Origin of the sequence: Sandaracinobacter neustonicus, from assembly GCF_006385875.1 — a bacterium.
Classification (GTDB): domain Bacteria; phylum Pseudomonadota; class Alphaproteobacteria; order Sphingomonadales; family Sphingomonadaceae; genus Sandaracinobacteroides; species Sandaracinobacteroides neustonicus.
This window is the reverse complement of sequence record NZ_VFSU01000001.1, coordinates 1-23771: the sequence shown is the minus strand read 5'-3', so window position 1 is coordinate 23771 and position 23771 is coordinate 1. Positions and strand designations below refer to the sequence as shown.

Below are 23771 nucleotides of genomic sequence, written 5' to 3'. Positions count from 1 at the left end.
TCCTGAAAACCGGCGATTACCGTGTGGGCGGGCATATTTTTTCCAAAGAGCTGCGCGAGGAAGCCGCCGAGCAGGGCGGCGAAGTCGCCGAAGAGGCACAGGCGAAGGGCCGTGTCGCCAACAGCGACGCGCGGACATGGGAACTGGCCGGCGGGCTGAGCTGGATCGGCGAAAACGGCGGCAACATGGGCATTTCCGTCGCGCGGCTGGAAAGCAATTATGGCATCCCCAACAGCCTCGCGCTGGACGACGATCATGACCATGAAGGCGAGGGCGGCGAGGACGAAGGCGGCCATGGCCATGAAGAGGACATCCGCCTCGACATGAAGCAGACGCGTGTGGATGCGCGCGCCGAGGTGCCGATGTATGGCGCGTTCGAGAAGCTGAAATTCCGCTTCGGCTGGGCCGATTACCAGCATAACGAGATCGAAAGCACCGGCGAGGTCGGCACCAGCTTCTTCAGCAACGCGCTGGAAGGCCGGGCCGAGCTGGTTCAGGCCAAGCGCGGCGGCTGGCGCGGGGCGAGCGGGGTGCAATTTATGTCCCGCCGGTTCGAAGCCGTGGGCGAGGAAGCCACCATCCCGCTGAACCAGACGGATCGTGTGGGGGTGTTCACCGCGCAGGAATTCGATCTGGGCGCGCTGAATCTGGAAGCCGGGGCGCGGGTTGAGCATAGCGATGTGCGCGCGGCCTCGCTGGGTGTGTCGCGCGGCTTCAACGCGCTGTCCGGCTCTGTTGGCGGATCGGTGCCGCTGGCCGAAGGGCTGCGCTTCTCGGTGAGCATGGCCTATACCGAACGCGCGCCCGCTGCCGAGGAGCTGTTCACCAACGGCGCGCACGCCGCCACCCGCAGCTTCGAAATCGGCAACCCGGATCTGAAGCTGGAACGCAGCTATGGCGTGGAAGCCGTGTTGCGCGGCCGGGGCGAGGGCTGGCGTTTTGAACTGTCCGGCTTCTTCAACCGCTTCAATGACTTCATCTACCTCAGCCCCACCGGCGAAGAGGAAGATGGGCTGCCCGTGTTCACCTATCTGCAGCATGGCGCGCGCTATTGGGGCATGGAGGCCGAAGGCTCTGTCACCGTGGCGCGGCTGGGCGACACCGATATCGATTTGACGGGCATGGCGGATTTCGTGCGCGCCGACATCTTGGGCGGCAATGGACCCGCGCCGCGCATCCCGCCGCTGCGGCTGCTGGGCGGGTTGGAGGCCAATGGCGGCGCGTTCGGCGGGCGGCTGGAGGCGGAGCATGTGACCCGCGCCACCCGCGTTGCCGAGTTCGAGACGGAAACGCCCGCCTTCACACTGGTGAACGCCTCTGCCAGCTGGCGGCCGCTGGGCGCGGACAGCCCCACCACGATCATCGCATCGGTGAACAATATCTTTGACGTGGAAGCCCGGCGGCACGCCAGCTTCCTGAAGGATTATGCCCCGCTGCCCGGCCGCGATTTCCGCCTCACGGCGCGGGTGAGTTTCTAGAAGCTGTGCGTGAATTGCCGCTCCTGTCTGCGGGCAGGAGCGGCTAGGCTGCCGTCATGAGCGTCGATCTCCAAGCCTGTTGCGGGAGCTGGCCCGATGCCTTCGTGGCAGAGGCGGAGGCGTTGCGCCAGTTGATGGGGGAGCAGCTGCTCGCCCTGCATCATATCGGCAGCACCGCCGTTTTCGGCCTGATCGCCAAGCCGGTGATCGACATGCTGGGGGTTATCCGCTCACTCGGGGAGGTGGATGCCGCCGAACCGGCATTGCGAGCGCTGGGCTATGTGGGGAAGGGCGAGAACGGCATTGCCGGGCGACGCTATTTCCACAAGAACAATGCTGCGGGCAGCCGCAGCCATCATCTGCACCTGTTCGAACCGGGCGCCGCCGAGATCGAGCGGCATCTGGCCTTTCGCGACTATCTGCGCGCGCACCCGGATGCGGCGCAACGCTATGCCGGGCTGAAATCGGCAATCGCGATTGGCAAAAGGCGGCCTGAGTATCAGGCGCTGAAAGAGCCGTTCATTGCCGCGACCATGATCGACGCGCTGGACTGGTATCGGCAGCAGCGGGGCTGACGGGGCCTGCTCAATTCCCCTTCGGGCAGGCGTTGCGGAATTGCAGCAGCGTTTCGGCCGAAGGCGAAGGCGCGGTGGCGCGACCGGCGAAGGTGACGACGACGAGGCGGCTCTGCCGCGTGAGGCCGTCGAGGAAGGCGGGCGCATTGTCCAGCAGGCCGTCGATCCGGGTGCCGCCCGAGGGCAGCACGCGGCCGGTGGAGCCGATAATGATTTCGCGATTGCCCTGAAACACGCTCATCCGGGTGGGAAATTCGCCCTCTGTCACGTTGCGCGGCAGGCGGCTTGTCCAGGTGGTGAAGCTGGTGCCCTTCGCCGAGCAATCCATGCGGAAGGCGTTGGCGGTTTCCGGCTTCCCGAAGCTGAGGGCGGCGGTGTCGGCGCTGCTCTCTACCGTCCAGCCCGATTGGGCCATGGCGGGGGCAGCGATCAGGGCGGCGGCGATGAAGGGCAGGGTGCGCATTCCTGCCCCTTAGGCGCGGACTGCGGCTGCCGCCAGCAGGAAAACATCTGTGGCGCGGTGAGGCGTTCATGCTAGCCTTGGCCCCATGGCAAAGACAATTGCGCCCGCCACGCGGACCGAGCCGGTGCGGCTGTTCATCTCTTATGCGCGCGAGGATCGGGGGCCGGTCGAACGGCTGGCGCATGCGCTGGAAGCGGCGGGGTTTCGCGTCTGGTGGGATGCCGCGCTGGAGGGCGGGCATCATTTCGCCGCCGAGATCGAGCGCGAACTGGAGGCGGCGGACGCGGTGATCGTGCTGTGGACAGCGGCGAGCGTGAAATCCAACTGGGTGCTGGATGAAGCGATGCACGGGCGGGACCGGGGCTGCCTGATCCCGCTGCGGCTGGACGATACGGTGCCGCCGCTGGGGTTCCGGCAGATTCAGGGCATTGATCTGGAGGAAGGGCAGGAGGCGCAGACGGTGGAGGCGATTGCCCGCGCCGTCGCGCGCATCCGCGGCTTGCCGGTGCGCGAACCGGGGACGCATCCGCGTTCCCGGCCCGGCAATCGCCCGGCCCGCGAACGCCCCGTGTGGGTGCCATTCGCCTGGGCGGTTTTCGGGCTGATTTCCGCGCTGATTTTTTGGGGGCTGGACCGTAGCTGACCAGCCCCCGGAGAGGATTCAGCCTTCCGCGTGCGCGCGCGGACCCCGGCCACCCTGACCACCCCCGCCACGGCCGTCGCCGTGACCACCGCGACCGCCACCACCGTGCGGACGACCGCCGCCGGGGCGGCCCTGCGAGCGGTTGCCGCCCGGATGGGCGTGCGCCGCGCGATCATCGCCGCCGCCGAAGCGGTCACCACCGCCCCGTGCATCGGCGGATTGCTGACGATTGCCGCCGCGATTGTCCTGCGGGCGATTGCCCCGGCCTTCACCCTGTGGACGAGGCCCACGACCTTCGCCCTGCTGGCGTCCTCCACGGCCTTCACCGGGTCGTTCGCCGAAGCGGCGCGGCGCGTTGCGATGGCTGCCGACTTCGCCCGAACGGGCGTAATCGTCGCGCTCGCGGCCCGGCGCGGTGGGAACCGGCTTCGGCAGCTTGGCGGCTTCCTTCAGGAAAAGCTCCGGCAGGGGCAGGATGTCCAGCTTTTGCCGGGTCAGCTTCTCGATATCTTTCAGGTAGGGCTTTTCATCCGGCGCGCAGAAGCTGACGGCGATGCCGTCCAGCCCGGCGCGCGCGGTGCGGCCGATGCGGTGCACATATTGTTCCGGCACGTTCGGCAGTTCGAAGTTGATCACGTGGGACACGGCATCAATGTCGATCCCGCGCGCGGCGATGTCGGTTGCCACCAGCACGCCGATTTCGCCCTTCTTGAACATCTCCAGCGCCCGTTCGCGCTGCGGCTGGCTCTTGTTGCCGTGGATCGCGGCAGAGCGGACGCCCGCACCGGCGAGATGCCGCACCACGCGGTCTGCACCATGCTTGGTGCGGGTGAACACCAGACATTTGGCGAATTCCGGCTGGCGCAGCGTCAGCGTCAGCAGCGCCTGCTTTTCGGCCTGATTCAGGTGCGTCACATATTGCCGCACCTTTTCCGCCGTGGTGGCGACAGGGGTTACTTCCACCTTCACCGGGTTCACCAGATAGCGCCCGGCCAGATCGGCGATGGAGGCGGGCATGGTGGCCGAGAAGAACAGGCTCTGGCGCTGGCGCGGCAGGATCTGGGCGATGCGCTTCAGCGCGTGGATAAAGCCCAAGTCCAGCATCTGGTCGGCTTCGTCCAGCACCAGCACTTCCACCTGATCCAAGAGCAGCGCGCGGCGATCCACCAGATCGAGCAGGCGGCCGGGCGTGGCGACCAGCACGTCTGCGCCGGAATAGAGCTGCTTTTCCTGACGCGGGATCGGCACGCCGCCGAACACCGTCAGCACCGTCAGCTTCAGGAAGCGGGCATAGGCGCGGAAGCTGTCAGCAATCTGCGTCGCCAGTTCGCGCGTAGGAGCCAGCACCAGCACGCGCGGGGCCATTTTCTTGCGCGGGGCCGGGTTGTTGATGATGTGATTCAGGATCGGCAGGGCGAAAGCCGCCGTCTTGCCGGTGCCCGTCTGGGCGATGCCCAGCAGATCATGGCCTTCCAGCGCGGGCGGAATCGCCTGTTGCTGGATGGGGGTGGGTTTCTCATAGCCCTCTTCAGACAGGGCAACGAGGAGCGGCTGGGCGAGGCCCAGGCTTTCGAAATTGGTCAAAGCTTGTCTTTCACGTCAGTCTGGCGGGCGCGGTTCTGTTGCGCCAACCGGCCAGACACCCCGCGTGGCAGGAATGTCAGAAGGAGCGCAGCGCTAAACCCGGGGTCGGTTCGGGGGCGATAAGCCCCGCGCGTCGATCACGCGCCCCGGCGACTGGGCTCCTCGCACATCCGGGATCGGATGGAGGCCATCGCTGCGCTGCGGCATATAGGGCAGGATTGCTGACTTTGCAATGAACGCTTTGCCGCCAAAGCAGAAGGGCCGGGGATCTCCCCCGGCCCTTCCAGTCTGGCGTTCTCTGAAGCCGTCAGGCGCCTTTGCCGCCCGAAGCCGTCAGGCGTCTTTGCCACCCGAAGCCGTCAGGCGTCTTTGCCGCCCGGCGTGTGCGCGCCCGGCATCGGCGGCACCGGCATCGGCGGGGCGTCGGCATCGTCTTCGTGCACGTCGATGATGCCCCGGCCCACATGGCTCTTGCGATAGCCATAGAGGTAATAGACCACGAGGCCGATACCGCCCCACAGCGGCAGCACCATCTTCGCGTCGAACGGCAGGTTGAGATAAAGCCCCAGCGTGCCGAAGATCGCCAGCGGCGCGACCAGCCACACGGCCGGCGTCCGGAACGGACGGTGACGCTCCGGCTGGGTGCGGCGCAGGATCAGCACCGAGATCGCCACCATGAAGAAGGCGAACAGCGTGCCCGAGTTGGAGATATCCGCCAGCTTGCCCACCGGCAGGAACGCCGCGAACAGCGCCACCGCAACGCCGGTGATCATCGTGACGATGTGCGGCGTCTTCCACTTGGGGTGGATGGTGGCGAGCTTTTCCGGCAGCAGGCCGTCGCGCGCCATCACGAAGAAGATGCGCGTCTGCCCGAACAGCATGATGAGGATGACGGACGGCAGCGCGAGGAAGGCGGCAATGCCGATGAAATCGCCAATACGTTGCCAGCCGACAGCGCGCAGCACATGCGCCAGCGCTTCACGGCTGCACACCAGCGGCTCGGTCATGCCGGATGCGACGATGGCGCGGCACTGGTCTGTCAGAGCCTGCGTGCCGGGGGCGAGAATCTCGCCATTGGGGCCGTTCACCGGCTGCGCGCCGATCGCGCCGATCGCGCCGGCCGCCACCAGCAGATAGAAGACGGTGCAGATCGCCAGCGAAGCGATCAGGCCGATCGGCACATTGCGTTGCGGGTTCTTGGTTTCTTCAGCTGCGGTCGAAACCGCGTCGAAGCCGACATAGGCGAAGAAGATGGAGGCAGCTGCCCCGATCACGCCAAGCCCGGCGCCATGGCCGTTGCCCAGCCAGCCGTTGGGCAGGAAGGGCTGGAAGTTGGCACCCTGAATCACCGGCAAGGTCAGCGCGATGAACACGGTGAGCGCGGTGACCTTGATCGCCACCAGCACGGCGTTCAGCCGCGCGCTTTCAGTGGTGCCCACCATCAGCAGCCCGGTGATCAGCAGGGCGATCAGCATGGCCGGCAGGTTCACGACACCGCCCGCATAAGGCCCCATCACGAAATCCGCCGGAAGGCTGAGGCCCCAGCTGTTCAGCAGGCCGACGAAATAGCCCGACCAGCCGACCGAGACGGCCGATGCCGCAACGGCATATTCCAATATCAGCGCCCAGCCCACCATCCAGGCCAGAAGTTCGCCCATCACGGCATAGGTATAGGTGTAGGCGGAGCCGGACACCGGCACCATCGAGGCGATTTCGGAATAGCAGAGCGCGGCGACGGCGCAAACGAGGCCGGCGACGACAAAGGCCAGCATCATGCCCGGCCCGGCCTTTTGCGCGGCTTCGGAGGTGAGCACGAAGATGCCCGTGCCAATGATGGCGCCGACGCCCAGAAGGGTCAGCTGCCAGGCACCGAGCGTTCGTTCGAGGGGTTTCTTTTCAGCGGTTGCGAGAATGGCGTCGAGTGGCTTGATGCGCCAGGACATTCGGTTCCCTTCCTGAACCCCGCCGGCCCTCTGGCTCGGTCGGGTGAAATTTTATGTCGGGGAACCTGCTTTGTCCGGGCCTCCGGGTCAAGCGCTGCAATCGCATCCGCCATTGCGGCGCAGCATTTTCCGCTGCCCGTTCACATCGCGCGGGAGAGCATCGGCCCCAGCGGCTTGCCGCCGAAGATGTGCACATGCAGGTGCGGCACCTCCTGATGGCTGTTGGTGCCCGCGTTGGAGAGGATGCGATAGCCATCCGGCTCCAGCCCCAGCTGCCGCGCGACGTCGCCCACCGCGCGCCAGAAACCAGCCTGAAGTTCAGCAGGCGCGTTGGCGGAAAAATCCGCGAGGGAGACATAAGGCCCTTTCGGAATCACCAGCACATGCACCGGGGCCTGCGGGTTGATATCGTGGAAAGCGAAGGCATGTTCATTTTCGAACAGCTTCTTCGACGGGATTTCGCCGCGCAGGATGCGGGCGAAGATGTTGTTGGGATCGTAAGGGATTCCGTTCGCAACCGTCATTTCGCGTTTCCCTTCATTTCGGCCCCTTCATTTGGGCCGTGCAGCCTTTTCGGCAATGCCCGATTTGCCCTCGCGCCGGTCCAGTTCCGCCAGAACCTGCGCGATGGACAGCCCGCGTTCGTGCAGCAGGATCAACAGATGGAACAGCAAGTCCGCCGCTTCGCCTGTCAGCGCCGCATCATCCTCGGCCAGTGCGGCGATCACGGTTTCCACCGCTTCCTCGCCCAGCTTCTGCGCGATCTTCAGCCGCCCTTTGGCGAGCTGCTTTGCGACATAGCTGCTGTCGGCCTTCCCCTCTTTCGCGCGGGCGGCGATGGTGGCTTCCAGTTTTTCGAGCGTCCCCGTCACAGTGTCTGTCATGTGCAACTCATGCGCCTGCGGGCGGGCGGACTTCAACCCCGGCTTTCATCAGCGCGCGCTTGGCGTCTGCAATCGTCGCTTCGCCGAAGTGGAACAGGCTGGCCGCCAGCACGGCGGAAGCATGGCCCTGCGTGACGCCTGCCACCAGATCCTGCAGCCCGCCGACCCCGCCGGAGGCGACGACCGGCACCGGAACGGCGGTGGAAACGGCGCGCAGCAGCTCCAGATCATAGCCGGAGCGGGTGCCGTCGCGATCCATGGAGGTGAGCAGGATTTCCCCTGCACCAAGGGACGCGACCTGTTGCGCGAAGGCGACGGCATCGATGCCAGTCGCGCGGCGGCCGCCGTGGGTGAAAATCTCCCAGCGGCCCGGCGCGACGGCTTTCGCGTCGATGGCGACGGTGATGCACTGTTCGCCGAAGCTGCGCGCCAGTTCGCCCACCAGTTCCGGCCGGGCGACGGCAGCGGAATTCACCGAAACCTTGTCCGCGCCTGCCTTCAGCAGTGCCCGCACATCCTCTGCCGTGCGCACGCCGCCGCCCACGGTGACGGGCATGAAGCAATGGGTCGCGGTTTCGGCGACGATATCCAGCAGGATGGAGCGGTCTTCATGGCTCGCGGTGATGTCCAGAAACACCAGTTCGTCCGCGCCTTCGGCGTCGTAACGGGCGGCGGCTTCAACCGGGTCCCCGGCGTCGCGCAGGCCCACGAAATTCACGCCCTTCACGACGCGGCCATTGGCAACATCGAGGCAGGGAATCACTCTGACAGTTGCGCTCATGCCAATGCCCCCGTCGGTCCTTCGATGTGCGACCTTCGCCGCACGGGGCGCCCATTGGCGACATCGAGGCAGGGAATGACGCGGACGGTTGCGCTCATGCAGCGGCATCCAGTGCAGCGGCGAGGTCGATGCGGCCATCGTAGAGGGAGCGGCCGGCGATCACGCCTTCGATGCCGCGCTTCACGCGCAGGGTGCGGATTTCGGCGATGTCCGCCAGTCCGCCCGAGGCGATCACCGGCAGTTTCACCGCTTGCGCCAGTTCGGCGGTGGCTTCGATGTTCACGCCCTTCAGCAGGCCATCACGGCCGACATCGGTGAACAGCAACGCGGCCACACCCGCATCTTCGAAGCGGCGGCCCATGTCTGCCACCGGCACGTCCGACACATCGGCCCAGCCGCGCGTGGCGACGAGGCCGTCGCGCGCGTCCACCGCGACGACGATCTTGCCCGGATGATCCTTCGCCGCCGCGCGGACGAGGCCCGGATCGGTCAGCGCCGCCGTGCCAATGATGACACGGGCGACGCCAAGGCCGAACCAGCGGTCGATAGCGGCCAATGTGCGGATTCCGCCGCCCACCTGCACCTGCGCAGGCGTTGCAGCGAGGATCGCTTCCACGGCGGCGGCGTTGCGAGCTTCACCTGCGAAGGCGCCATCCAGATCGACGACATGCAGCCATTTCGCCCCTGCTTCGGCGAAAGCGCGGGCCTGCGCCGCCGGATCGGATGCGTAAACAGTGGCGCGCGCCATATCGCCTTCGGCGAGGCGGACGACTTCGCCGCCCTTCAGATCGATCGCTGGGTAGATTGTGAAGGGCATCAGGGCTTCCAAGCGAGCCAGCGGGCCAGCAGGGAGAGGCCGTAGCTCTGGCTTTTTTCGGGGTGGAACTGCACGCCCAGCATGGTGTCGCGCTGGACGGCGGCGGTGATTTCGGCGCCGTAAACGGCCGTGGCGGCGAGATCGGCGGGATTGTCTGCCTGCAGGGCATAGCTGTGCACGAAATAGGCCCAGCCGGGTTCGATGAGGCCGGCGCTGGTGGGCGCGACTTCGTTCCAGCCAATCTGAGGAATCTTCAGCCCTTCGGGGGCCATGCGGCGGACCGCGCCGGGCACCCAGCCGAGGCCTTTGTGCACGCCAAATTCATGGCCTTCCGCCGCCATCAGCTGCATGCCGACGCAAATGCCCAGAAACGGCCGCGCGCGGGTGCGGACGGCTTCGTTCAGCGCCTCTTCCATGTCCGGAATGGCGCGCAGCGCCGCGGCGCAGGCCCCGAAGGCACCGACGCCGGGCAGAACGATGCGGTCTGCCGCCAGCACGGTGGCGGGATCAGCCGTGACGGTGACGTCACTTGCACCGGCGGCTTCCAGCGCCTTCGCGGCGGAGCGCAGATTGCCTGCGCCATAGTCGATCAGGGCAACGGCCATGGCTCAGACGAGCGTGCCCTTGGTGGAGGGCACCGAGCCCGCCTGACGCGGATCGATGGCGACGGCCTGCTTCAGCGCGCGGGCCAGCGCCTTGAACAGCCCTTCGGCGATATGGTGGTTGTTCTGGCCATAGAGCGCCTCGGCGTGGAGCGTGATTCCGGCGGCCTGCGCGAAGCTGTGGAACACATGCCAGAACAATTCGGTGTCCATCTGGCCCAAACGGGACTGGGTGAAGCCGACCTTCCAGACAAGGAAGGGGCGGCCGGAAATGTCGAGCGCGACACGGGCCAGCGTCTCATCCATCGGCACATAGGCATGGCCATAGCGGGTGATCCCCGCGCGCGTGCCCAGCGCCTTGCTGAAGGCCTCGCCCAGCGCGATGGCGGTATCTTCCACCGTGTGGTGAGCGTCGATGTGGAGATCGCCCACCGTCTTGATCTGCAGATCGAACAGGCCGTGGCGGGCGAGTTGTTCCAGCATATGATCGTAAAAGCCGATGCCGGTGGAAATGTCGCGCTGGCCCGTTCCATCCAGATTGACGGAGACGGTGATGTCGGTTTCCGACGTTTTGCGGGAGACAGTAGCAATGCGCATCGCGGGCGGCCCTTTCGAGGCCTGCGGCTATAGCAGGCGTTGAAGGCGGTTCAACCGGCTGTGCGTCATTCGGCTGCCTCTCCGCCATCCAGCCGCTTCAGTTCCGGGGCCTGCACCAGCCGCAGCGACTTTTCGACGGGTGCCAGTTCGGGGATCGGCTTCTTGCCCTTTTCCACCCCCATCTCGGGGAAGCGCCGCGCCTTGGTGAGCACGCGGGTTTCCAGCGAGGCGATGAAATCATTATAGGCCCCCGTCGCCTCGCCCAGATTGCGGCCGACCCGGCCGACATGTTCCGTCATCGTCGCGAGGCTGGCATAAAGTTCCGCGCCCAGTTCTCCGATGGCGCGGGCTTCCTCCGCCATTTTTTCCTGCCGCCAGACCATGGCGACCACGCGGGCGATGGCCAGCAGATTGGTCGGCCCGGCCAGCAGGATGCGTTGATCGAGCGCCCAGCCCAGCAGCTCCAGATCCTGCTCCAGCGCGGCAGACAGGAAATTCTCGCCGGGCAGGAACATCACCACGAAATCGGCCGAGGCGGCGAATTCCTTCCAATAGCCTTTCTCGCTCAATCCCTTGGCATGGCTGCGGACGCTCAGCGCGTGGCGCTTGAGCGCGGCTTGCCGTTCCCCATCGGTTTCCGCTTCCGAGGCCGCCAGATAATCGGCAAGCGAACATTTGCTATCGACCACCAGTTCGCGCCCGCCGGGCAGTTTCAGCACTGCGTCGGGGCGGCGGCGCTGGCCGTCGGCATCGGTGGTGCTGGCCTGAAGTTCGAAATCAATGCCTTCGCGCAGGCCCGCCATTTCCAGCACGTTGCGCAGTTGCGCTTCGCCCCATGCGCCCGACGCCTTGGAAGATGAGCGGAGCGCGGCGACGATCTTGCCCGCTTCGGCCTTCACCGCCTGTTGCCCCAGCGCGACCGATTGCAGCTGCTCGCTGAGCGAGCCATAGGCCTGCTCGCGCTTCTGTTCGAGCGTCTTCAGTTCCTCGCCATAGCGGTTCAGCGTTTCGCGGATCGGGGTGACGAGCCCGGCCAGCGCCTCGCGGCTGTCCGTCAGTCCCTTGGCGGCTTCCGCCCGGTGCAGTTTCAGCGTTTCTTCCGACCGCGCAAGGAACTGCGTTTGCGCCCTCTCCAGCGCTTCGGCGGCGAGACGCTGGAATTCGCCGCGCATTTCTTCCAGCTGCCGGGCGTGCACCCTGTCGCGCTCGGTCAGTGCGTCGGCCTGCACCCGCTCCCGCTCTGCCAGTGCAGCGTCATGCGCACGCTCGCGTTCCGCAGAGGCGGATTCGGCGGCTGACAGCGCCGCCCTCAGTTCGGCGGCTTTTCCCATGTAAGGCTTGGCTTCATCCGCCTGCGCCTTCCACGCCGCCACTTCCGCCACGGCCCGCCCCAGCGATTCGCGCCGCTCCGCCAGTTCCGATCGGGTGGCAGACAGGGGGCGACCCCAGATCAGCCACCCGGCGACAAGCGCGGCCAGCAGGCTTGCGAGGACGAGACTTGCGGTGATCGTTTCCGGCGACATGCTGGAACATTAAGCGAACATTGCGCCCCGAGTCACGCTATTTCTAATGCCTGATTGTGCGGCCCCGGCAGGCGTGGAACCATGGGGCCAACAAGCCGAGGGGAGAGACGATGGATTTCGAGATTCTGGCGGAGGGCCTTGCCTTCCCGGAAGGGCCTGTGTTCATGGACGATGGCTCGGTGATCGTGGTGGAGATCGCGCGCGGCGAGATCACCCGGGTGAAGCGCGACGGCACAACGCAGACTATCGCCACCCCCGGCGGCGGGCCGAACGGGGCGGCCATCGGCCCGGATGGCGCGCTTTATGTGTGCAACAACGGCGGCTTCCAATGGGCCGAGATGCAGGGGATGCTGATCCCCGGCAACGCGGCCGAGGATTACACCACCGGCCGCATCGAGCGAATCGACATCTCAACCGGCAAGGTGGAGCGGCTGTATGACAGCTTCGAGGGGTTCAGCCTCTCCGGCCCGAACGACATCGTGTTCGATGCGGACGGCGGCTTCTGGTTCACCGATCTGGGCAAGCATTTTGATCATCACAGCGATCATGGCGGCATCTATTACGCCACGCCGGACGGCCGCACGCTGAAACGCGCCGTTTATGGCCCGGATTTCAACGGCATCGGCCTCTCTCCGGACGGCAAGACAGTCTATGCCGCCGTGTGCAGCCGCTGTTACATCCTCGCCTTCGACATCACCGGGCCGGGCGAAGTCGCGCCGTCTCCGCTGGCGGCGGTGCCGGGACGGGTCGTCGCGGATTTTCCGGGGCGCATCCTGCTGGATTCGCTGGGGATGCTGGCCAGCGGCAAGATCGCGCAGGCGACGCTGGTGGATCGCCCCGGCATCGGCGTGGCGGACCCTGCCAGCGGCGAAATCGTCTATCACCCCTTCCCGGACCTGCTGACGACCAACATCGCCTTCGGCGGCGGCGACATGCATGACGCGGCCGTCACGCTCTCCACCACCGGAAAACTGGCGCTTGCCCGTTGGGACGAGCCGGGATTGCGCCTACACTATAACGCGTGACCGAACCGCTTTCCGACCCCCGCGCCATCGCCCTGTTCCTCGACATGCTGGCGAGCGAGCGGGGCGCGGCGAAGAACACGCTGCTGGCCTATGGCCGCGATCTGGAGGGGGCCTCGGCCGACCTCTCCGGGCGGCTGGCGGGCGCGCGGGACGCGGATATGGAGCGGCTGTTCGCGGGCTGGGGCGAGCTTTCCCCGGCCAGCCTGTCGCGCAAGCGATCCGCGTTGCGGCGCTTCTTCGCCTTTCTGGTGGCAGAGGGGATCAGGCCCGACAATCCGGCGCTGGTGATTGCAGGCGTGAAGGCCGGGCGGCCGCTGCCCAAAACGCTGAGCATGGAGGAGGTGGACCGGCTGTTCGCCGCGCTGGATGCCGATCTGGCAGAACGTCCGGGGCCGCAGGCGGTGCGGCTGAAGGCGCTGATCGAGCTTCTCTATGGATCGGGCCTGCGCGCGACCGAGCTTGTGGCGCTGCCGCGCAACGCCATCCGCCCACCGCAGCCTTTCGCCATCGTGCGCGGCAAGGGTGACAAGGAGCGGATGGTGCCGCTGTCTCCGGCGGCGCTGCGCGCGGTCGAGGCGCAGTTGCAGCTGGTGCCGAAGGAGAGCCGATATCTGTTCCCCTCCGGCAAAGCCTATCTTTCGCGCGTGCGGCTGTATCAACTGGTGAAGGCGCTGGCGGCGCGCGCGGGGATTTCACCGGAGCGGATCAGCCCGCACGTGCTGCGGCACGCGTTCGCCACGCATATGCTGGAAAATGGCGCGGATCTGCGCGCCTTGCAGACGCTGCTGGGCCATGCCGACATTTCCACGACAGAGCGTTACACCCATGTGGATGGGGCGCGGCTGGTGGCGACGGTGAAAAGCCTGCATCCGCTGGGCGACGAATAGGGGCGGCCGGAGGAGCGGCCCTCGACGGGCTCTCGACGGAACAGAAAGGCTGTGCGACCATGACTATGATGCCGGCGACCGCTTATCTGAACCGCGTTTCCACGGCGGTGCCCGCGCATGATGTGCATGCGGCCTTCGAAACCTTTGTGGGCAGCCTGCTGGAAGGACGGCGCGAAGCCGCGCTGTTCCGGCGCATGGCCGGGCGATCCGGCATCGAGCGGCGCTTTTCCAGCTTTGAACCCGTGCAGAATCCGGATGGGTTTATGGCCGACCGCGAAGGCTTTTATGCGCCCGGTGCCTTCCCCTCCACCAGCCGCCGCATGGCGCGCTATGCCGAAGTCGCCCCCGAACTGGGCGAGCGGGCGGTGCGCGGGCTGGAGACCGACCTGTCGCGAATCACGCATCTGGTGGTGGCCAGTTGCACCGGATTCATGGCCCCGGGGCTGGACCAGATTCTGGTGCGACGCTTGGGGCTGGACCCGGGGGTGGAGCGCACCGTGGTGGGCTATATGGGCTGTTATGCGGCGGTGAATTCGCTGCGGCTGGCGCATCATATCGTCCGCTCCACGCCAGAGGCGCGGGTGCTGGTGATCACGATGGAGCTGTGCACGCTGCATTTTCAGGACACGCTGGATGTGGAAAAGCTGCTCTCCATGCTGTTGTTCGGGGATGGCTGTGCGGCGGCGCTGGTGACGGCTGAGGAATCGGGCGTGGCGCTGCACGAGTTCCTGAGCTTCGCCCTGCCGGAGAGCGACGGCCTCATCACTTGGGACATCGGCGACACCGGCTTTGACATGCATCTGTCTGGGCAGGTGCCGCAGCGGATTCAGAAGGCGATGGCGGACGAACTGAGCCGCAATGCGCCCGATGGGGTGCTGCGCGGTGCCCCGGCGGACAGTTACGAGATTTTCGCCGTGCACGCGGGCGGCAAGGCGATATTGGACGCTGTGGAGACCGGGCTGGGCCTTGCGAAAGACCGGCTGGACTGGAGCCGGGGGGTGTTGCGCGATTTCGGCAATATGAGTTCGGCGACGCTGATGTTCGTGTTGCAGCGCATATTGGCGGGCGCGACGCCGGGGCGGGGGCTGGCCATGGCTTTCGGGCCGGGGCTGGCCTGCGAGACCTTCACTTTCACCAAGCTGTAAGATGCGCTGGCCGGATTTCTCTGAGCGGGCGGACGAGCCCGAATGGATGGACGTGCGGGATTACCCGTTGGCTGATTTCGCCGCCGTGCTGGACGATCTGGAGGTTGTGAACCGCGTCACCCGCGCCGCCCCGCCGACTTTGGGGTTTCTGGAGCGGCTGACGGCGGGATGGGCGCCCGGTTCGGACCTGCGCGTCGCCGATCTGGGTTATGGGCAGGGCGGGATGCTGCGGACGATCCATCGCTGGGCCGAAGCACGCGGGCTGCGCCCGAAGCTGACCGGCGTGGACATGAACCCGCGCTGCCGGGCGTTGGCCGAGGCGCGCACCCCGCCGGAGATGGCGATCGACTGGCATCTGGGCGATTTGTTCGACTGGCAGCCCGCCGAGCGGCCGCATGCCATCGTCAGTGCCCTGTTCGCGCATCATCTGCCCACGCCGGACGTGGTGCGGCTGCTGCGCTGGCAGGAGGGGATGGCGACGCACGGCTGGTTCGTGAACGATCTGCACCGCCACTGGTTTGCATGGGGCGGCTTTTCGGCGCTGGCATGGGCGGCGCGCTGGCACCCCTGTGTGCGCCATGATGGCGCGCTGTCGGTGCGGCGGGCCTTTGTGCGCGAGGAGTGGCAGGCGATGCTGGCGGACGCCGGGGTTCCGGCGGAGATTCGCTGGCATCCGCTGTTCCGCCTGTGCGTGGGGCGGATCAAGTGAAGCGGCTGGAGGGCGCGCTGGTGCTGGGCGGCGGCCCGGCGGGGGCGGCTGCGGCGATCTGGCTGGCGCGTGCGGGGCGGCAAGTGACCCTGTGGGAGAAAGAGCGCCTGTCGCACCACAAGATCTGCGGCGAGTTCCTGAGCTGGGAGGCGCAGGCCTATCTGGGCGATCTGGGGCTGGATCTGGCGGCGCTGGGCGCGGTGGAGATCGAGCGGGTGCGGATGGTGACGGCACGGCGCACGGTGGAGGGACGGCTGGGCTTCACGGCGCGGTCGCTCACACGGCGGGTGCTGGATGCAGCTTTGCTGGACGTGGCGGCGGCCTCGGGCGCGACGGTGGAGCACGGCGTGGCGGCGCGCGAGCTGCTGCCCAGCGGCGAGGTGGTGGCAGGGCAGGGGGCGGTGAAGCCCGGTGCGCTGTTTCTGGCCACCGGGAAGAGTAATTTGCGCGGGTGTATGCGCGATGGCGAGGGAACGCTGAACCAGCAGCTCGGGTTCAAGGCCTATTTCCGCCTTGCGCCCGCCGAGCGCGCGGCGCTGGCGGGGCATGTTGAGCTGATGCTGTTCAAAGGCGGCTACGCCGGGCTGCAGCTGGTGGAGCGCGACGCCGCGAACCTCTGCTTTCTCGTCTCGCCGGAGCGGTGGAAGGCGTGCGGCGGGGATTTCCATGCGCTGCTGGCCGATCTGGCCGCCGAAGTGCCGCATCTGGCGCGGCGGCTGGCGGGCGCGGTGCCCCTGCTGGACCGGCCGCTGGCGATTTCCGGCGTGCCTTACGGGTTTCTGCACCGGCCTTCAGGCGGGGATTCGATCTGGCGGCTGGGCGATCAGGCGGCGGTGATTCCCAGCTTCTCCGGGGACGGGATGAGCCTTGCGTTGCACTCCGCCCGGCTGGCGACTGGCGCGCTGCTGACTGGGCGAGGGCCGCAGGATTATGCCCGGCAGCTGGCGAAGGATGCGGGCGGCGCGGTGCGGCGCGCGGCTTGGTTGCAGCGGATGAGCGGGCGGGAGGGCTGGGTGGAGCGGGTGGCGTTGTTGCCCGGTGTGTTGGGGTTGGGCGCGCGGGTGACGCGGTTGTCTGGGCGGGCGGTGCGGCGGGCTCGGGCGGTTTAGGGGTGGGTGCGTGGGCCGGCCGGCGGCTAAGCCGCCGAGTCCGGCTTGGGGGCGCGGGCAACGTCCCGGTGGCGCAGCCACCGCAAGCGCGACTGCGCGCCCGGAGCGAAGCGGAGGAAGCCAAGCGGAGCGCCCGGCGTTTGAGGGACTCAAGAAAAAAGGCGCGGCAAAGCCGCGCCGTCGGACGAGTCAAAAAAGGGCGGGACTGATGTCCCGCCCTTTTTGTTCGCCGTCCGAGTCTTCGGCGAGTCTGTGGGCCAACGCTGCGCGTTGGCCACAGCCGCCTTCGACTTACGACAAATGCTTTGCCAGATGCTTGTTCATCTCAAACATCGTCACGCTGTCCAGCCCGAAAATCGGCTTCAGCTTGGCATCCGCATTGATCCGGCGCTTGTCCTTCGGATCCTGAAGATTGTTGGCCTTGATATAGTCCCACACCTTCTTGACCACTTCGCCACGGGCAAGCTTGGCGCTGCCGACGATGGCGGCGAGTTCCGCCGACGGGGTCAGCGGGGTCTGAAGTGCGTTCGGTTTCTTGTCGGCCATTTCTGTCCCTCTCCCTTTTCAGCCCGGTTCCGGTTGCCGTTGCGCCTGCGGGGGCAGGCCGGCGGCCGGGGGTTCGCATGCAGCCCGGATTTTTTGACGCCCCGGGCCCCGTGTACAATGGCCGACAGGCTGGTTTCACCTGAACGACCCTTGGTGCGCCCCTCATTTCACCGCTTTGGGCGGTCGTCAAACGGCAAAAGGGCGCATCGTCGCCCTTTGGCCCCCTTTGGCGGCATTTTTTCGCGCTTTAGCAGCCGGATTCGCACCGGATATCGCCGCCTGCCGTGCAGGGAAGGGGGAATCGGCTGTGAACGGGATTGCGAATCGGTGTCCGCGCAGGCTGTTTGCCCAAGCCCCCAGTGGCGACTCCGCCGGATATTAAGGACGAATAGAAAAGTTGCGCGAAAAGCACAGTTTGCGGGACTTTATTGCGCTATGGCTGCAACATGTTGCGAAGTTTGAATCAGAAGTTTACAGTTAACTCGTCAGGCTTGTGCTAGGCGTAGGTCTGTCGTGAAACCGGGGCGCGTTGAAATGTCACCGGAGATAACAATATACGGGTCAGGACTGGAACGCGAACATGCGATGCGCGGTACTCGATGATGACAAGGCTCAGACCGAGCTGGTCGGCAAACTGCTGGCGGACGCCGGGCACCATTGCGAGGTGTTCCATCAGGGGCGCACGCTGATCAACCGCCTGCGTCAGGACACGTTCGACCTTCTGATCATCGATTGGAACATGCCCAGCATGTCTGGCATCGAAGTGCTGGAAACGGTGCGGCAGGGCCAGCACGCCAATCTGCCGATCCTGATGATCACCAGCCGCGCCGACGACGAGGATGTCGTGACAGGGCTGGCGGCCGGTGCCGACGATTATATCGTGAAGCCGCTGAACTCCGTGATCTTCATGGCGCGGGTGGATGCGATGCTGCGCCGCGCGCAACTGAACCGCCCGCAGAAGAGCGCCGCGACATGGGGTGCCTACAGCTTCGACGTGCCGACCGAGACGGTGACCGTTCATGGCGAAGCCGTGAAGCTGACCGCCAAGGAGCTGGCGCTGGCGATGATGCTGTTCGAGAATATGTCTCGTCCGCTGTCGCGCAGCTATCTGCTGGAAAGCATCTGGGGGCAAAGCCCCGAGGCCGAAACGCGGACGCTGGACGCCCATGTCTCGCGCATTCGCTCCAAGCTGAACCTCAGGGCCGAAAACGGCTTCCGGGTTCTGCCGGTCTATTCCTATGGCTATCGTCTTGAGCCGACCAACGTGATGGGTGTGGCCGAGGCGATCGAGGACGCGGCGTAAACCCATGCGCCGCAGCGTCCCTGCCTTTCTGCTGCTCGTCGCGGCGACTGCGCCGGCCATGCCCAACGGGGCACGGCTGGAGCAGCGCCAGCGCGCGCAGGCGGAAACCGCGGACGAGATCATCACCTACAAGGTGCCCGCGGGCGAGACGCTGAAGACCATCGCGGCGAAATGGTTCGTCACGCCGGATCACTGGCGTCAGGCGATGGCGCTGAACAAGATCAAGGATCCCGAAGCGCTGCCGCCGGGCACGGTGCTGCGCCTGCGCTCCAGCTGGCTGAAAACCAACCCGATTTCCGCCGAGCTGGCGGCCTTCCGGGGCGATATCCGCGTTGTTCGGAAGGCCGGCGCGCTGCCGGTTGTGAAGGGCATGGAACTGGCCGAAGGCGATCTGGTGGAAACCGGCCCGAACGGCTTCGCCACCTTGACCCTGCCAGACAAGAGCCAGGTTTCGTTGCCCTCTTCCAGCCGCATCCGGCTGGCGCGGCTGCGGCAGGTGCCGATGTCGGATTCGATCGACCGGCGCTTCACGCTGGAGCAGGGCCGTTCCGAAGCGCGCGTCACGCCGATGGCCAATCCGGCCTCGCGCTTCCTGATCACCACCCCGGTGGCGGTGGCTGCCGTGCGCGGAACGCAGTTCAAGGTCAGCTACACGCCTGCCGAGTTCAAGGCGGCGACGGTGGTGACGGAAGGCAAGGTCTCCGTCTCCCGCGTGGGCGGGATCGAAGATGTGCTGGTGCGCAGCGGCTTCGGCAATGTGACGACGTCCGGCGGCGCAACCAAGGCCATCGCCCTGCTGCCCGCCCCGAAGGTGGACACGCCCGAGCGGGTGCAGGACGCAGAAGCCGTGACCTTCCGCGTGAAGCCGGTGGCGGGCGCCACGCGCTATCGGGTGGAAATCGCCACCGATGCAGGCTTTGTGGACCGGGTCGGCAGCGTCGAGGTCGACAGCACGGAAGCCGCGTTCAAGGATGTGCCCAACGGCAGCTATCATGTGCGCGCCTTCGCGGTGGACCAGCTGGGCCTTGAAGGGATGCCGGCCGCGCCGGTGTCGTTCAAGCGAGACTGGGCGGGCCAGGCCTCTGCCGAACAAAAGCGCGCGGCTGAACGCCGCGAGCAACTGGCGGCGCTGGGCGGTGAGGAAGGCCGTGATTTCAACTGGTTCGATAGCGAGGCCAGCAGCCAGACCTTCGCGTCCGTCGATGGCGCTTCGGCTTTGTCCGGCAGCGGCGCGACCAATGCGGATGGCGTGCCGCTGACCAGCGACGACCCGCTGGTGCCGATCGACGAGACCGGGCTGCTGGATAGTGCGGACGGCGAAACCTATGCGGCCCTGCTGCCGCGCAGCTCTGGCGGCGGCTCCGGCGGCGCTGGCGGCTCCGGGGGTGGCGCTGGCGGTGGATCGGGCGGCTATAGCGGCGGCTCTGGCATCGGCGGCGGCGGGTCCGGCGGTGGCGGCTCCGCGAACGAGGGCAGCGGAACCGGCTCCGGTGGGACTGGCGGCAGCGGCGGTATCGGTGGCGGTGGAGCAGGCGGCGGCTCTGGCGCGGGCAGCGGCTCCGGCAACGGTGACGGCGGCTCGGACGGGTCCGGTGCGGGTGGTTCCGGCAGCACTGATGGCGGTTCCGGCTCCAACTCGGGCACGGATGGCGGCTCAGCTTCCGATGGCGGCAGCGGTTCCGGCAGTGGGAATGTGCCCGGCACGGGCGTCGGTGGCGGCAGCGACTCCGGTGGCGGATATGGCGACAGCAATGGCGGCCTTCCGGATTATCAGGAGCTGCCCGACGGGCCTGCCGTGATCATCCTCGATCCGGATCCACCGGTCTCCCCGCCCGGGCAACCGACCGGGCCGGACTATGGAAACGGCGGCAGCAACAGCAATGTGCCCGGCGGCACGGGGTCTACCGCTGGCGCAATCCCGGAACCCGCCACATGGCTGATGCTGATCACGGGCTTCGGGCTGGTGGGTCTGGCGGTGCGTCGCCGTCGCAGCAGTGTTCGCGCCTGACCTGCGCCGCAGCAGCGTCTGCGCCTGATCTGTCCTGCGCGGCCATGGTGGCCAGCAGCTCAGGCGGCTTGAACCGCCGATTCGCTCCGCCTAGGCTCGCCGGGGAATGAACAAGCCGGATCATCCTGTGCCTGCCCAGCCGTTGGAGCAACCCACGCCGGGCAGTGCCGTGCGGGAACCGGTGGAATTCAGCTTCCAGAGCCGGCGCATGCTGGTGGAATGGTGGGCGGTGCTGATCGCGGCGACCGTTGCCATCCTCGCGATCAGCTTTCTCTCCCCGCCAGTCCGCGCAGACAATCTGTTCTATGATTTTGTGCTGCGGCTGAACCCGCCGCGCCCCAGCCAGCGCATCCTGATCGTGGCGATCGACAATCCCAGCCTTGCCGAACTCGGCCGCTGGCCGTGGAAACGCGACGTGCACGCGCGGCTGATGGACGAACTGCGGGAGGCTGGCGCAGCCGCCGTGGGCTTCGACGTGCTGGTGCCCGAAGCCGCCGATCCGGCGGCGGATCAGGCGCTGGCCGAGGCGATCCGCCGCAACGGGCGGGTGATCGTCGCCTCCTACATCGAAGTGCCCGGCCCCAACGGCGCGCCTGCGCTGCGTGTGCCGCCGGTACTGCCGGTGGCGAAGGCCGCGCGCGGCATCGGCCATGTGACCACCCGGCCGGATCGCGACGGCGTGGTGCGCGGCATCGACATGCTGACAGATGGGCAGGGCGTGCGTGACCTGCACTTGTCCGAAGGGGTGGCGGCGCTGGTGCAGGGCGACACGGCCCGGCTGGACGCGCCGAAGCCCGCGCCGGAAGCGCCGGTCTATGCGCCGTCGCGCAACCTCATCCCCTTCGCCGGGCCATCCGGCAGCTATGCCCAGCTCAGCTATGCCGATGTGCTGAACGGCCGCGTGCCGGACGATCTGCTGCGCGACCGCATCGTGCTGGTGGGGATGACGGCGGCGGGCATGGGGGACCGGTTTTCCACCCCGATGTCCGGCACGCTGGAAACCATGGCCGGGGTGGAGCTGCACGCCAATTATGTGGACAGCCTGCTGGCCGATCGCATGATCCACCCGGTGCCGCCTTGGGCGTGGCTGCTCTATTCGCTGACGCCGGTGTGGATGCTGATGATGAGCCTGTTGTTCCTGGGGCCGCGCATCAACCTGTGGCTGGGCGTGGGGCTGGGCATCGGCATCTTCCTTGTCACCCTGCTGGGGCTGGCGCTGTTCCGTGTCTGGCTGCCGCCAGCCATGGCGATGATCGCCATCGGCCTGATCTACCCGCTGTGGGGCTGGCGGCGGCTCGATCTTGCCAGCCGCTACATGGTGGCCGAACTGCGCGAACTGCGCGCCGAACAGGATGTGCTGCCCCGCGTGCGGGAGCCGGTGCAGGGCGATCCGGTGGAAAAGCAGATCATGCTGATGCACGAAGCCATCCGCGACGTGCGCGACCTTCGGCAGTTCATTGCCCAGTCGCTGGACAGCCTGCCCGACGCCGCCGTGGTGACCGATCTGGACGGCAAGGTGCTGATCGCCAACGATGCGGCGGACGAGCTGTTTTCCCGCCTCGTGCCCGGCACGCTGCTGGGCCAGCCGCTGGCCGAGCTGTTCCGCGGCTTCGATACCGATCCGCGTCTGCCGGACCGCCGCGCCGTCGAGCTGCTGGCGGCGATGCGGGCCCGCGCCATCCCCGAAGATGGCGGCTATGAAACCCGGCTGGCAGACGGCACCAGCCTTGAAATCCGCCTTGCCTTCTTCACCGATGCGCAAGGGCGGCCGCTGGGCTGGATCGTCCGCTTCGCCGACATCACCGAGTTGCGCGCCTCCGAACGGCAGCGCGAGGACGCGCTCCGCCTGCTCACGCACGATATGCGCGCGCCGCAGGCCTCCATCCTCGCCGTGCTGGAATCCGAAGGGGCCAAGGTGCCGCCCGAACTCGCCCGGCGGCTCGAACGCTATGCCCACCAGACACTCAGCCTCGCCGACGATTTCGTCCACCTCGCCCGCGCCGAAAGCGGCCGCTTCGTGGTGGAAACCTTCAACCTCTCAGACGCGCTGCTCGACGCCGTGGACGACCTCTGGCCGCTGGCCGACGCCAAGCGAATCCGCATCGTGTCCGACGTGCCGGACGACGAAGCGATGGTCACAGGCGACCGCGCCCTGCTGACCCGCGCCATCACCAACCTGATCGGCAACGCCATCAAATACAGCGACGAACGCACCCGCATTCAGGCCCGCGTCCGCACCACCGCCACCACCGCGATCTGCGAAATCGAGGATCAGGGCCGGGGAATCGCCCCGGACGACCTCGGCAAGCTGTTCGAACCCTTCCAACGCCTCGCCCCCCCCGAAGGCGCACCAGCCGCCTCCGCCGCCCCCGGCGCGGGGCTGGGCCTCGCCTTCGTCAGAACGGTGGTGGAACGGCACCGGGGCCGGGTGATGGTGTCGTCCGTGGAAGGCCAAGGCTCTACCTTCGGGATCGAACTGCCGCTGGAGCGGGGGTAAGCGGCGGCGGTTCGGGACAGGTTTTGCGCCTCCGGCGGCCAAGGGCTTTGCCCTTGGAACCCAACAGGGAAATGATGGGGCATCGCCCCGGTGCCGGAGATTCCGGCTGACGTGCGCGCCGCCGTCCGCGCACTCTCCACCGAACAGGTGCGCGACGCGCTCAGCGCCGAGGATGCGCTGATGGCCGCGCGGCTGCACGCGAATGACACGCAGCGCAACGCCCGTGCGCTGGAGGTGATGCGGGCGACGGGCCAGTCGCTCGCGCAATGGCAGGCGGCCCCGCCGCAGGGCGGGCTGCTGGGGCAGGTGGAACTGCGCCCGCTGGTGATCGACATCCCGCGCGACCTGCTGGTGCAGCGGATCGACCGGCGAATCGAGGCGATGTGGCAATCCGGCGCGCTGGAAGAGGTGCGGCGCCTTGCCGCACGCAATTTGTCACAAACCCTGCCGGTGATGCGTGCCATCGGCGTGCCACCGCTGCTGGCGCTGCTGCGCGGCGAAGTGCAAGTAGCTGAAATGATTGAAAGATGGCGACTGGATACGCGGCAATATGCCAAGCGGCAAGCCACATGGGCGCGCAACCAGACTGGCGGCTGGCCGCGAATTGTCACGCGCCCGATTTAACAGTTGATCACGGTTAACAGGCTGGAAC

At 67.0% G+C, this 23771-nt stretch carries 23 protein-coding genes; 12 read left to right on the top strand and 11 right to left on the bottom strand.

Going from position 1 to position 23771, the window contains the following annotated elements:
* Together FJQ54_RS00115 and FJQ54_RS00110 are read left to right on the top strand one after the other, a co-directional pair.
* The coding region (locus FJQ54_RS00115; protein ID WP_140926144.1) for a TonB-dependent receptor at window positions 1–1478 on the top strand (1478 nt) is incomplete at its 5' end.
* Between the two features lie 56 nt (window positions 1479–1534).
* On the top strand, window positions 1535–2053 hold the full coding sequence (locus tag FJQ54_RS00110; RefSeq protein WP_140926142.1) for a GrpB family protein: 519 nt from the start codon (window positions 1535–1537) through the stop codon (window positions 2051–2053).
* Between the two features lie 10 nt (window positions 2054–2063).
* Here FJQ54_RS00110 and FJQ54_RS00105 read toward each other — a convergent pair whose 3' ends face one another.
* On the bottom strand, window positions 2064–2516 hold the full coding sequence (locus FJQ54_RS00105; protein WP_140926140.1) for a hypothetical protein: 453 nt from the start codon (window positions 2514–2516) through the stop codon (window positions 2064–2066).
* Window positions 2517–2601: 85 nt separating this feature from the next.
* Here FJQ54_RS00105 and FJQ54_RS00100 point away from each other — a divergent pair, with 85 nt between their 5' ends.
* Window positions 2602–3159 carry a toll/interleukin-1 receptor domain-containing protein gene (locus FJQ54_RS00100; protein WP_140926138.1) on the top strand — a complete coding sequence of 186 codons (558 nt, stop codon included), beginning with the start codon at window positions 2602–2604 and terminating at the stop codon, window positions 3157–3159.
* An 18-nt stretch (window positions 3160–3177) separates the two neighbouring features.
* Here the strand turns inward: FJQ54_RS00100 and FJQ54_RS00095 are convergent, their stop codons facing one another.
* From FJQ54_RS00095 to FJQ54_RS00055, 9 genes are all read right to left on the bottom strand, one after another.
* Window positions 3178–4743: a DEAD/DEAH box helicase gene (locus tag FJQ54_RS00095; protein WP_140926136.1), complete on the bottom strand. Its 1566-nt coding sequence runs from the start codon at window positions 4741–4743 to the stop codon at window positions 3178–3180.
* A gap of 359 nt (window positions 4744–5102) precedes the next feature.
* Window positions 5103–6686 carry an amino acid permease gene (locus FJQ54_RS00090; RefSeq protein WP_140926134.1) on the bottom strand — a complete coding sequence of 528 codons (1584 nt, stop codon included), beginning with the start codon at window positions 6684–6686 and terminating at the stop codon, window positions 5103–5105.
* Window positions 6687–6826: 140 nt separating this feature from the next.
* The gene (locus FJQ54_RS00085; RefSeq protein WP_140926132.1) at window positions 6827–7210 is read right to left on the bottom strand and encodes a histidine triad nucleotide-binding protein; all 384 of its coding nucleotides are present in this window, start codon (window positions 7208–7210) and stop codon (window positions 6827–6829) included.
* A 27-nt stretch (window positions 7211–7237) separates the two neighbouring features.
* Window positions 7238–7558: a phosphoribosyl-ATP diphosphatase gene (locus tag FJQ54_RS00080; RefSeq protein WP_140926153.1), complete on the bottom strand. Its 321-nt coding sequence runs from the start codon at window positions 7556–7558 to the stop codon at window positions 7238–7240.
* A gap of 19 nt (window positions 7559–7577) precedes the next feature.
* Window positions 7578–8351, bottom strand: a complete 774-nt coding sequence (gene hisF / locus FJQ54_RS00075; RefSeq protein ID WP_140926130.1) for an imidazole glycerol phosphate synthase subunit HisF — start codon at window positions 8349–8351, stop codon at window positions 7578–7580.
* A 94-nt stretch (window positions 8352–8445) separates the two neighbouring features.
* The gene (hisA, locus tag FJQ54_RS00070; RefSeq protein WP_140926128.1) at window positions 8446–9168 is read right to left on the bottom strand and encodes a 1-(5-phosphoribosyl)-5-[(5-phosphoribosylamino)methylideneamino]imidazole-4-carboxamide isomerase; all 723 of its coding nucleotides are present in this window, start codon (window positions 9166–9168) and stop codon (window positions 8446–8448) included.
* Window positions 9168–9773: an imidazole glycerol phosphate synthase subunit HisH gene (hisH, locus tag FJQ54_RS00065; protein WP_140926126.1), complete on the bottom strand. Its 606-nt coding sequence runs from the start codon at window positions 9771–9773 to the stop codon at window positions 9168–9170. Before hisH ends, hisA begins: the two co-directional genes overlap by 1 nt.
* Before the next feature lie 3 nt (window positions 9774–9776).
* On the bottom strand, window positions 9777–10367 hold the full coding sequence (gene hisB, locus FJQ54_RS00060; RefSeq protein WP_140926124.1) for an imidazoleglycerol-phosphate dehydratase HisB: 591 nt from the start codon (window positions 10365–10367) through the stop codon (window positions 9777–9779).
* 65 nt (window positions 10368–10432) lie between these two features.
* Window positions 10433–11890 (bottom strand): DNA recombination protein RmuC, encoded by a 1458-nt coding sequence (locus FJQ54_RS00055; RefSeq protein ID WP_140926122.1) that lies wholly within the window; start codon window positions 11888–11890, stop codon window positions 10433–10435.
* A 110-nt stretch (window positions 11891–12000) separates the two neighbouring features.
* Here FJQ54_RS00055 and FJQ54_RS00050 point away from each other — a divergent pair, with 110 nt between their 5' ends.
* Genes FJQ54_RS00050 through FJQ54_RS00030 form a run of 5 tightly spaced genes read left to right on the top strand, consistent with a single transcriptional unit; the run spans window position 12001 to window position 16765 of the window.
* On the top strand, window positions 12001–12915 hold the full coding sequence (locus tag FJQ54_RS00050; RefSeq protein ID WP_140926120.1) for an SMP-30/gluconolactonase/LRE family protein: 915 nt from the start codon (window positions 12001–12003) through the stop codon (window positions 12913–12915).
* Entirely contained in the window at window positions 12912–13802 is an 891-nt protein-coding gene (locus FJQ54_RS00045; protein ID WP_268920549.1) for a tyrosine-type recombinase/integrase, read from the top strand. The genes FJQ54_RS00050 and FJQ54_RS00045 overlap by 4 nt, the downstream gene beginning before the upstream one ends.
* 59 nt (window positions 13803–13861) lie before the next feature.
* A complete protein-coding gene (locus FJQ54_RS00040) occupies window positions 13862–14947 on the top strand; it encodes a type III polyketide synthase (protein ID WP_328592154.1) in 1086 nt (361 codons plus the stop codon).
* Between the two features lies 1 nt (window position 14948).
* Window positions 14949–15656: a methyltransferase domain-containing protein gene (locus tag FJQ54_RS00035; protein WP_235890242.1), complete on the top strand. Its 708-nt coding sequence runs from the start codon at window positions 14949–14951 to the stop codon at window positions 15654–15656.
* A complete protein-coding gene (locus FJQ54_RS00030) occupies window positions 15653–16765 on the top strand; it encodes an NAD(P)/FAD-dependent oxidoreductase (protein WP_181159919.1) in 1113 nt (370 codons plus the stop codon). The genes FJQ54_RS00035 and FJQ54_RS00030 overlap by 4 nt, the downstream gene beginning before the upstream one ends.
* A gap of 291 nt (window positions 16766–17056) precedes the next feature.
* On the opposite strand, the gene FJQ54_RS00025 is transcribed toward FJQ54_RS00030, so the two are convergent.
* Window positions 17057–17311, bottom strand: a complete 255-nt coding sequence (locus FJQ54_RS00025; protein ID WP_140926116.1) for an SWIB/MDM2 domain-containing protein — start codon at window positions 17309–17311, stop codon at window positions 17057–17059.
* A 580-nt stretch (window positions 17312–17891) separates the two neighbouring features.
* Between FJQ54_RS00025 and FJQ54_RS00020 the strand changes: the two genes are divergently transcribed.
* The 4 genes from FJQ54_RS00020 (at window position 17892) to FJQ54_RS00005 (ending at window position 23743) form a co-directional block, all read left to right on the top strand.
* A complete protein-coding gene (locus FJQ54_RS00020; protein ID WP_140926114.1) occupies window positions 17892–18614 on the top strand; it encodes a response regulator transcription factor in 723 nt (240 codons plus the stop codon).
* Window positions 18615–18618: 4 nt separating this feature from the next.
* A complete protein-coding gene (locus FJQ54_RS17900) occupies window positions 18619–20622 on the top strand; it encodes a FecR domain-containing protein (protein ID WP_140926112.1) in 2004 nt (667 codons plus the stop codon).
* 106 nt (window positions 20623–20728) lie between these two features.
* The gene (locus FJQ54_RS00010; RefSeq protein WP_140926110.1) at window positions 20729–23119 is read left to right on the top strand and encodes a CHASE2 domain-containing protein; all 2391 of its coding nucleotides are present in this window, start codon (window positions 20729–20731) and stop codon (window positions 23117–23119) included.
* A gap of 90 nt (window positions 23120–23209) precedes the next feature.
* Window positions 23210–23743, top strand: coding sequence for a tRNA (adenosine(37)-N6)-dimethylallyltransferase (locus tag FJQ54_RS00005; protein WP_181159918.1), 534 nt, complete (start codon window positions 23210–23212; stop codon window positions 23741–23743).
* The last annotated feature ends 28 nt before the right edge of the window (window positions 23744–23771 follow it).

What these genes read in the sequence shown, in the direction of transcription:
- FJQ54_RS00110 (WP_140926142.1), top strand. Translation starts at nt 1,535, where the DNA reads ATGAGCGTCGATCTCCAAGCCTGTTGCGGGAGCTGGCCCGATGCCTTC.
- FJQ54_RS00105 (WP_140926140.1), bottom strand. Translation starts at nt 2,516, where the DNA reads ATGCGCACCCTGCCCTTCATCGCCGCCGCCCTGATCGCTGCCCCCGCC.
- FJQ54_RS00100 (WP_140926138.1), top strand. Translation starts at nt 2,602, where the DNA reads ATGGCAAAGACAATTGCGCCCGCCACGCGGACCGAGCCGGTGCGGCTG.
- FJQ54_RS00090 (WP_140926134.1), bottom strand. Translation starts at nt 6,686, where the DNA reads ATGTCCTGGCGCATCAAGCCACTCGACGCCATTCTCGCAACCGCTGAA.
- FJQ54_RS00085 (WP_140926132.1), bottom strand. Translation starts at nt 7,210, where the DNA reads ATGACGGTTGCGAACGGAATCCCTTACGATCCCAACAACATCTTCGCC.
- hisF (WP_140926130.1), bottom strand. Translation starts at nt 8,351, where the DNA reads ATGAGCGCAACTGTCAGAGTGATTCCCTGCCTCGATGTTGCCAATGGC.
- hisA (WP_140926128.1), bottom strand. Translation starts at nt 9,168, where the DNA reads ATGCCCTTCACAATCTACCCAGCGATCGATCTGAAGGGCGGCGAAGTC.
- hisH (WP_140926126.1), bottom strand. Translation starts at nt 9,773, where the DNA reads ATGGCCGTTGCCCTGATCGACTATGGCGCAGGCAATCTGCGCTCCGCC.
- hisB (WP_140926124.1), bottom strand. Translation starts at nt 10,367, where the DNA reads ATGCGCATTGCTACTGTCTCCCGCAAAACGTCGGAAACCGACATCACC.
- FJQ54_RS00055 (WP_140926122.1), bottom strand. Translation starts at nt 11,890, where the DNA reads ATGTCGCCGGAAACGATCACCGCAAGTCTCGTCCTCGCAAGCCTGCTG.
- FJQ54_RS00050 (WP_140926120.1), top strand. Translation starts at nt 12,001, where the DNA reads ATGGATTTCGAGATTCTGGCGGAGGGCCTTGCCTTCCCGGAAGGGCCT.
- FJQ54_RS00040 (WP_328592154.1), top strand. Translation starts at nt 13,862, where the DNA reads ATGACTATGATGCCGGCGACCGCTTATCTGAACCGCGTTTCCACGGCG.
- FJQ54_RS00035 (WP_235890242.1), top strand. Translation starts at nt 14,949, where the DNA reads ATGCGCTGGCCGGATTTCTCTGAGCGGGCGGACGAGCCCGAATGGATG.
- FJQ54_RS00025 (WP_140926116.1), bottom strand. Translation starts at nt 17,311, where the DNA reads ATGGCCGACAAGAAACCGAACGCACTTCAGACCCCGCTGACCCCGTCG.
- FJQ54_RS00020 (WP_140926114.1), top strand. Translation starts at nt 17,892, where the DNA reads ATGCGATGCGCGGTACTCGATGATGACAAGGCTCAGACCGAGCTGGTC.
- FJQ54_RS17900 (WP_140926112.1), top strand. Translation starts at nt 18,619, where the DNA reads ATGCGCCGCAGCGTCCCTGCCTTTCTGCTGCTCGTCGCGGCGACTGCG.
- FJQ54_RS00010 (WP_140926110.1), top strand. Translation starts at nt 20,729, where the DNA reads ATGAACAAGCCGGATCATCCTGTGCCTGCCCAGCCGTTGGAGCAACCC.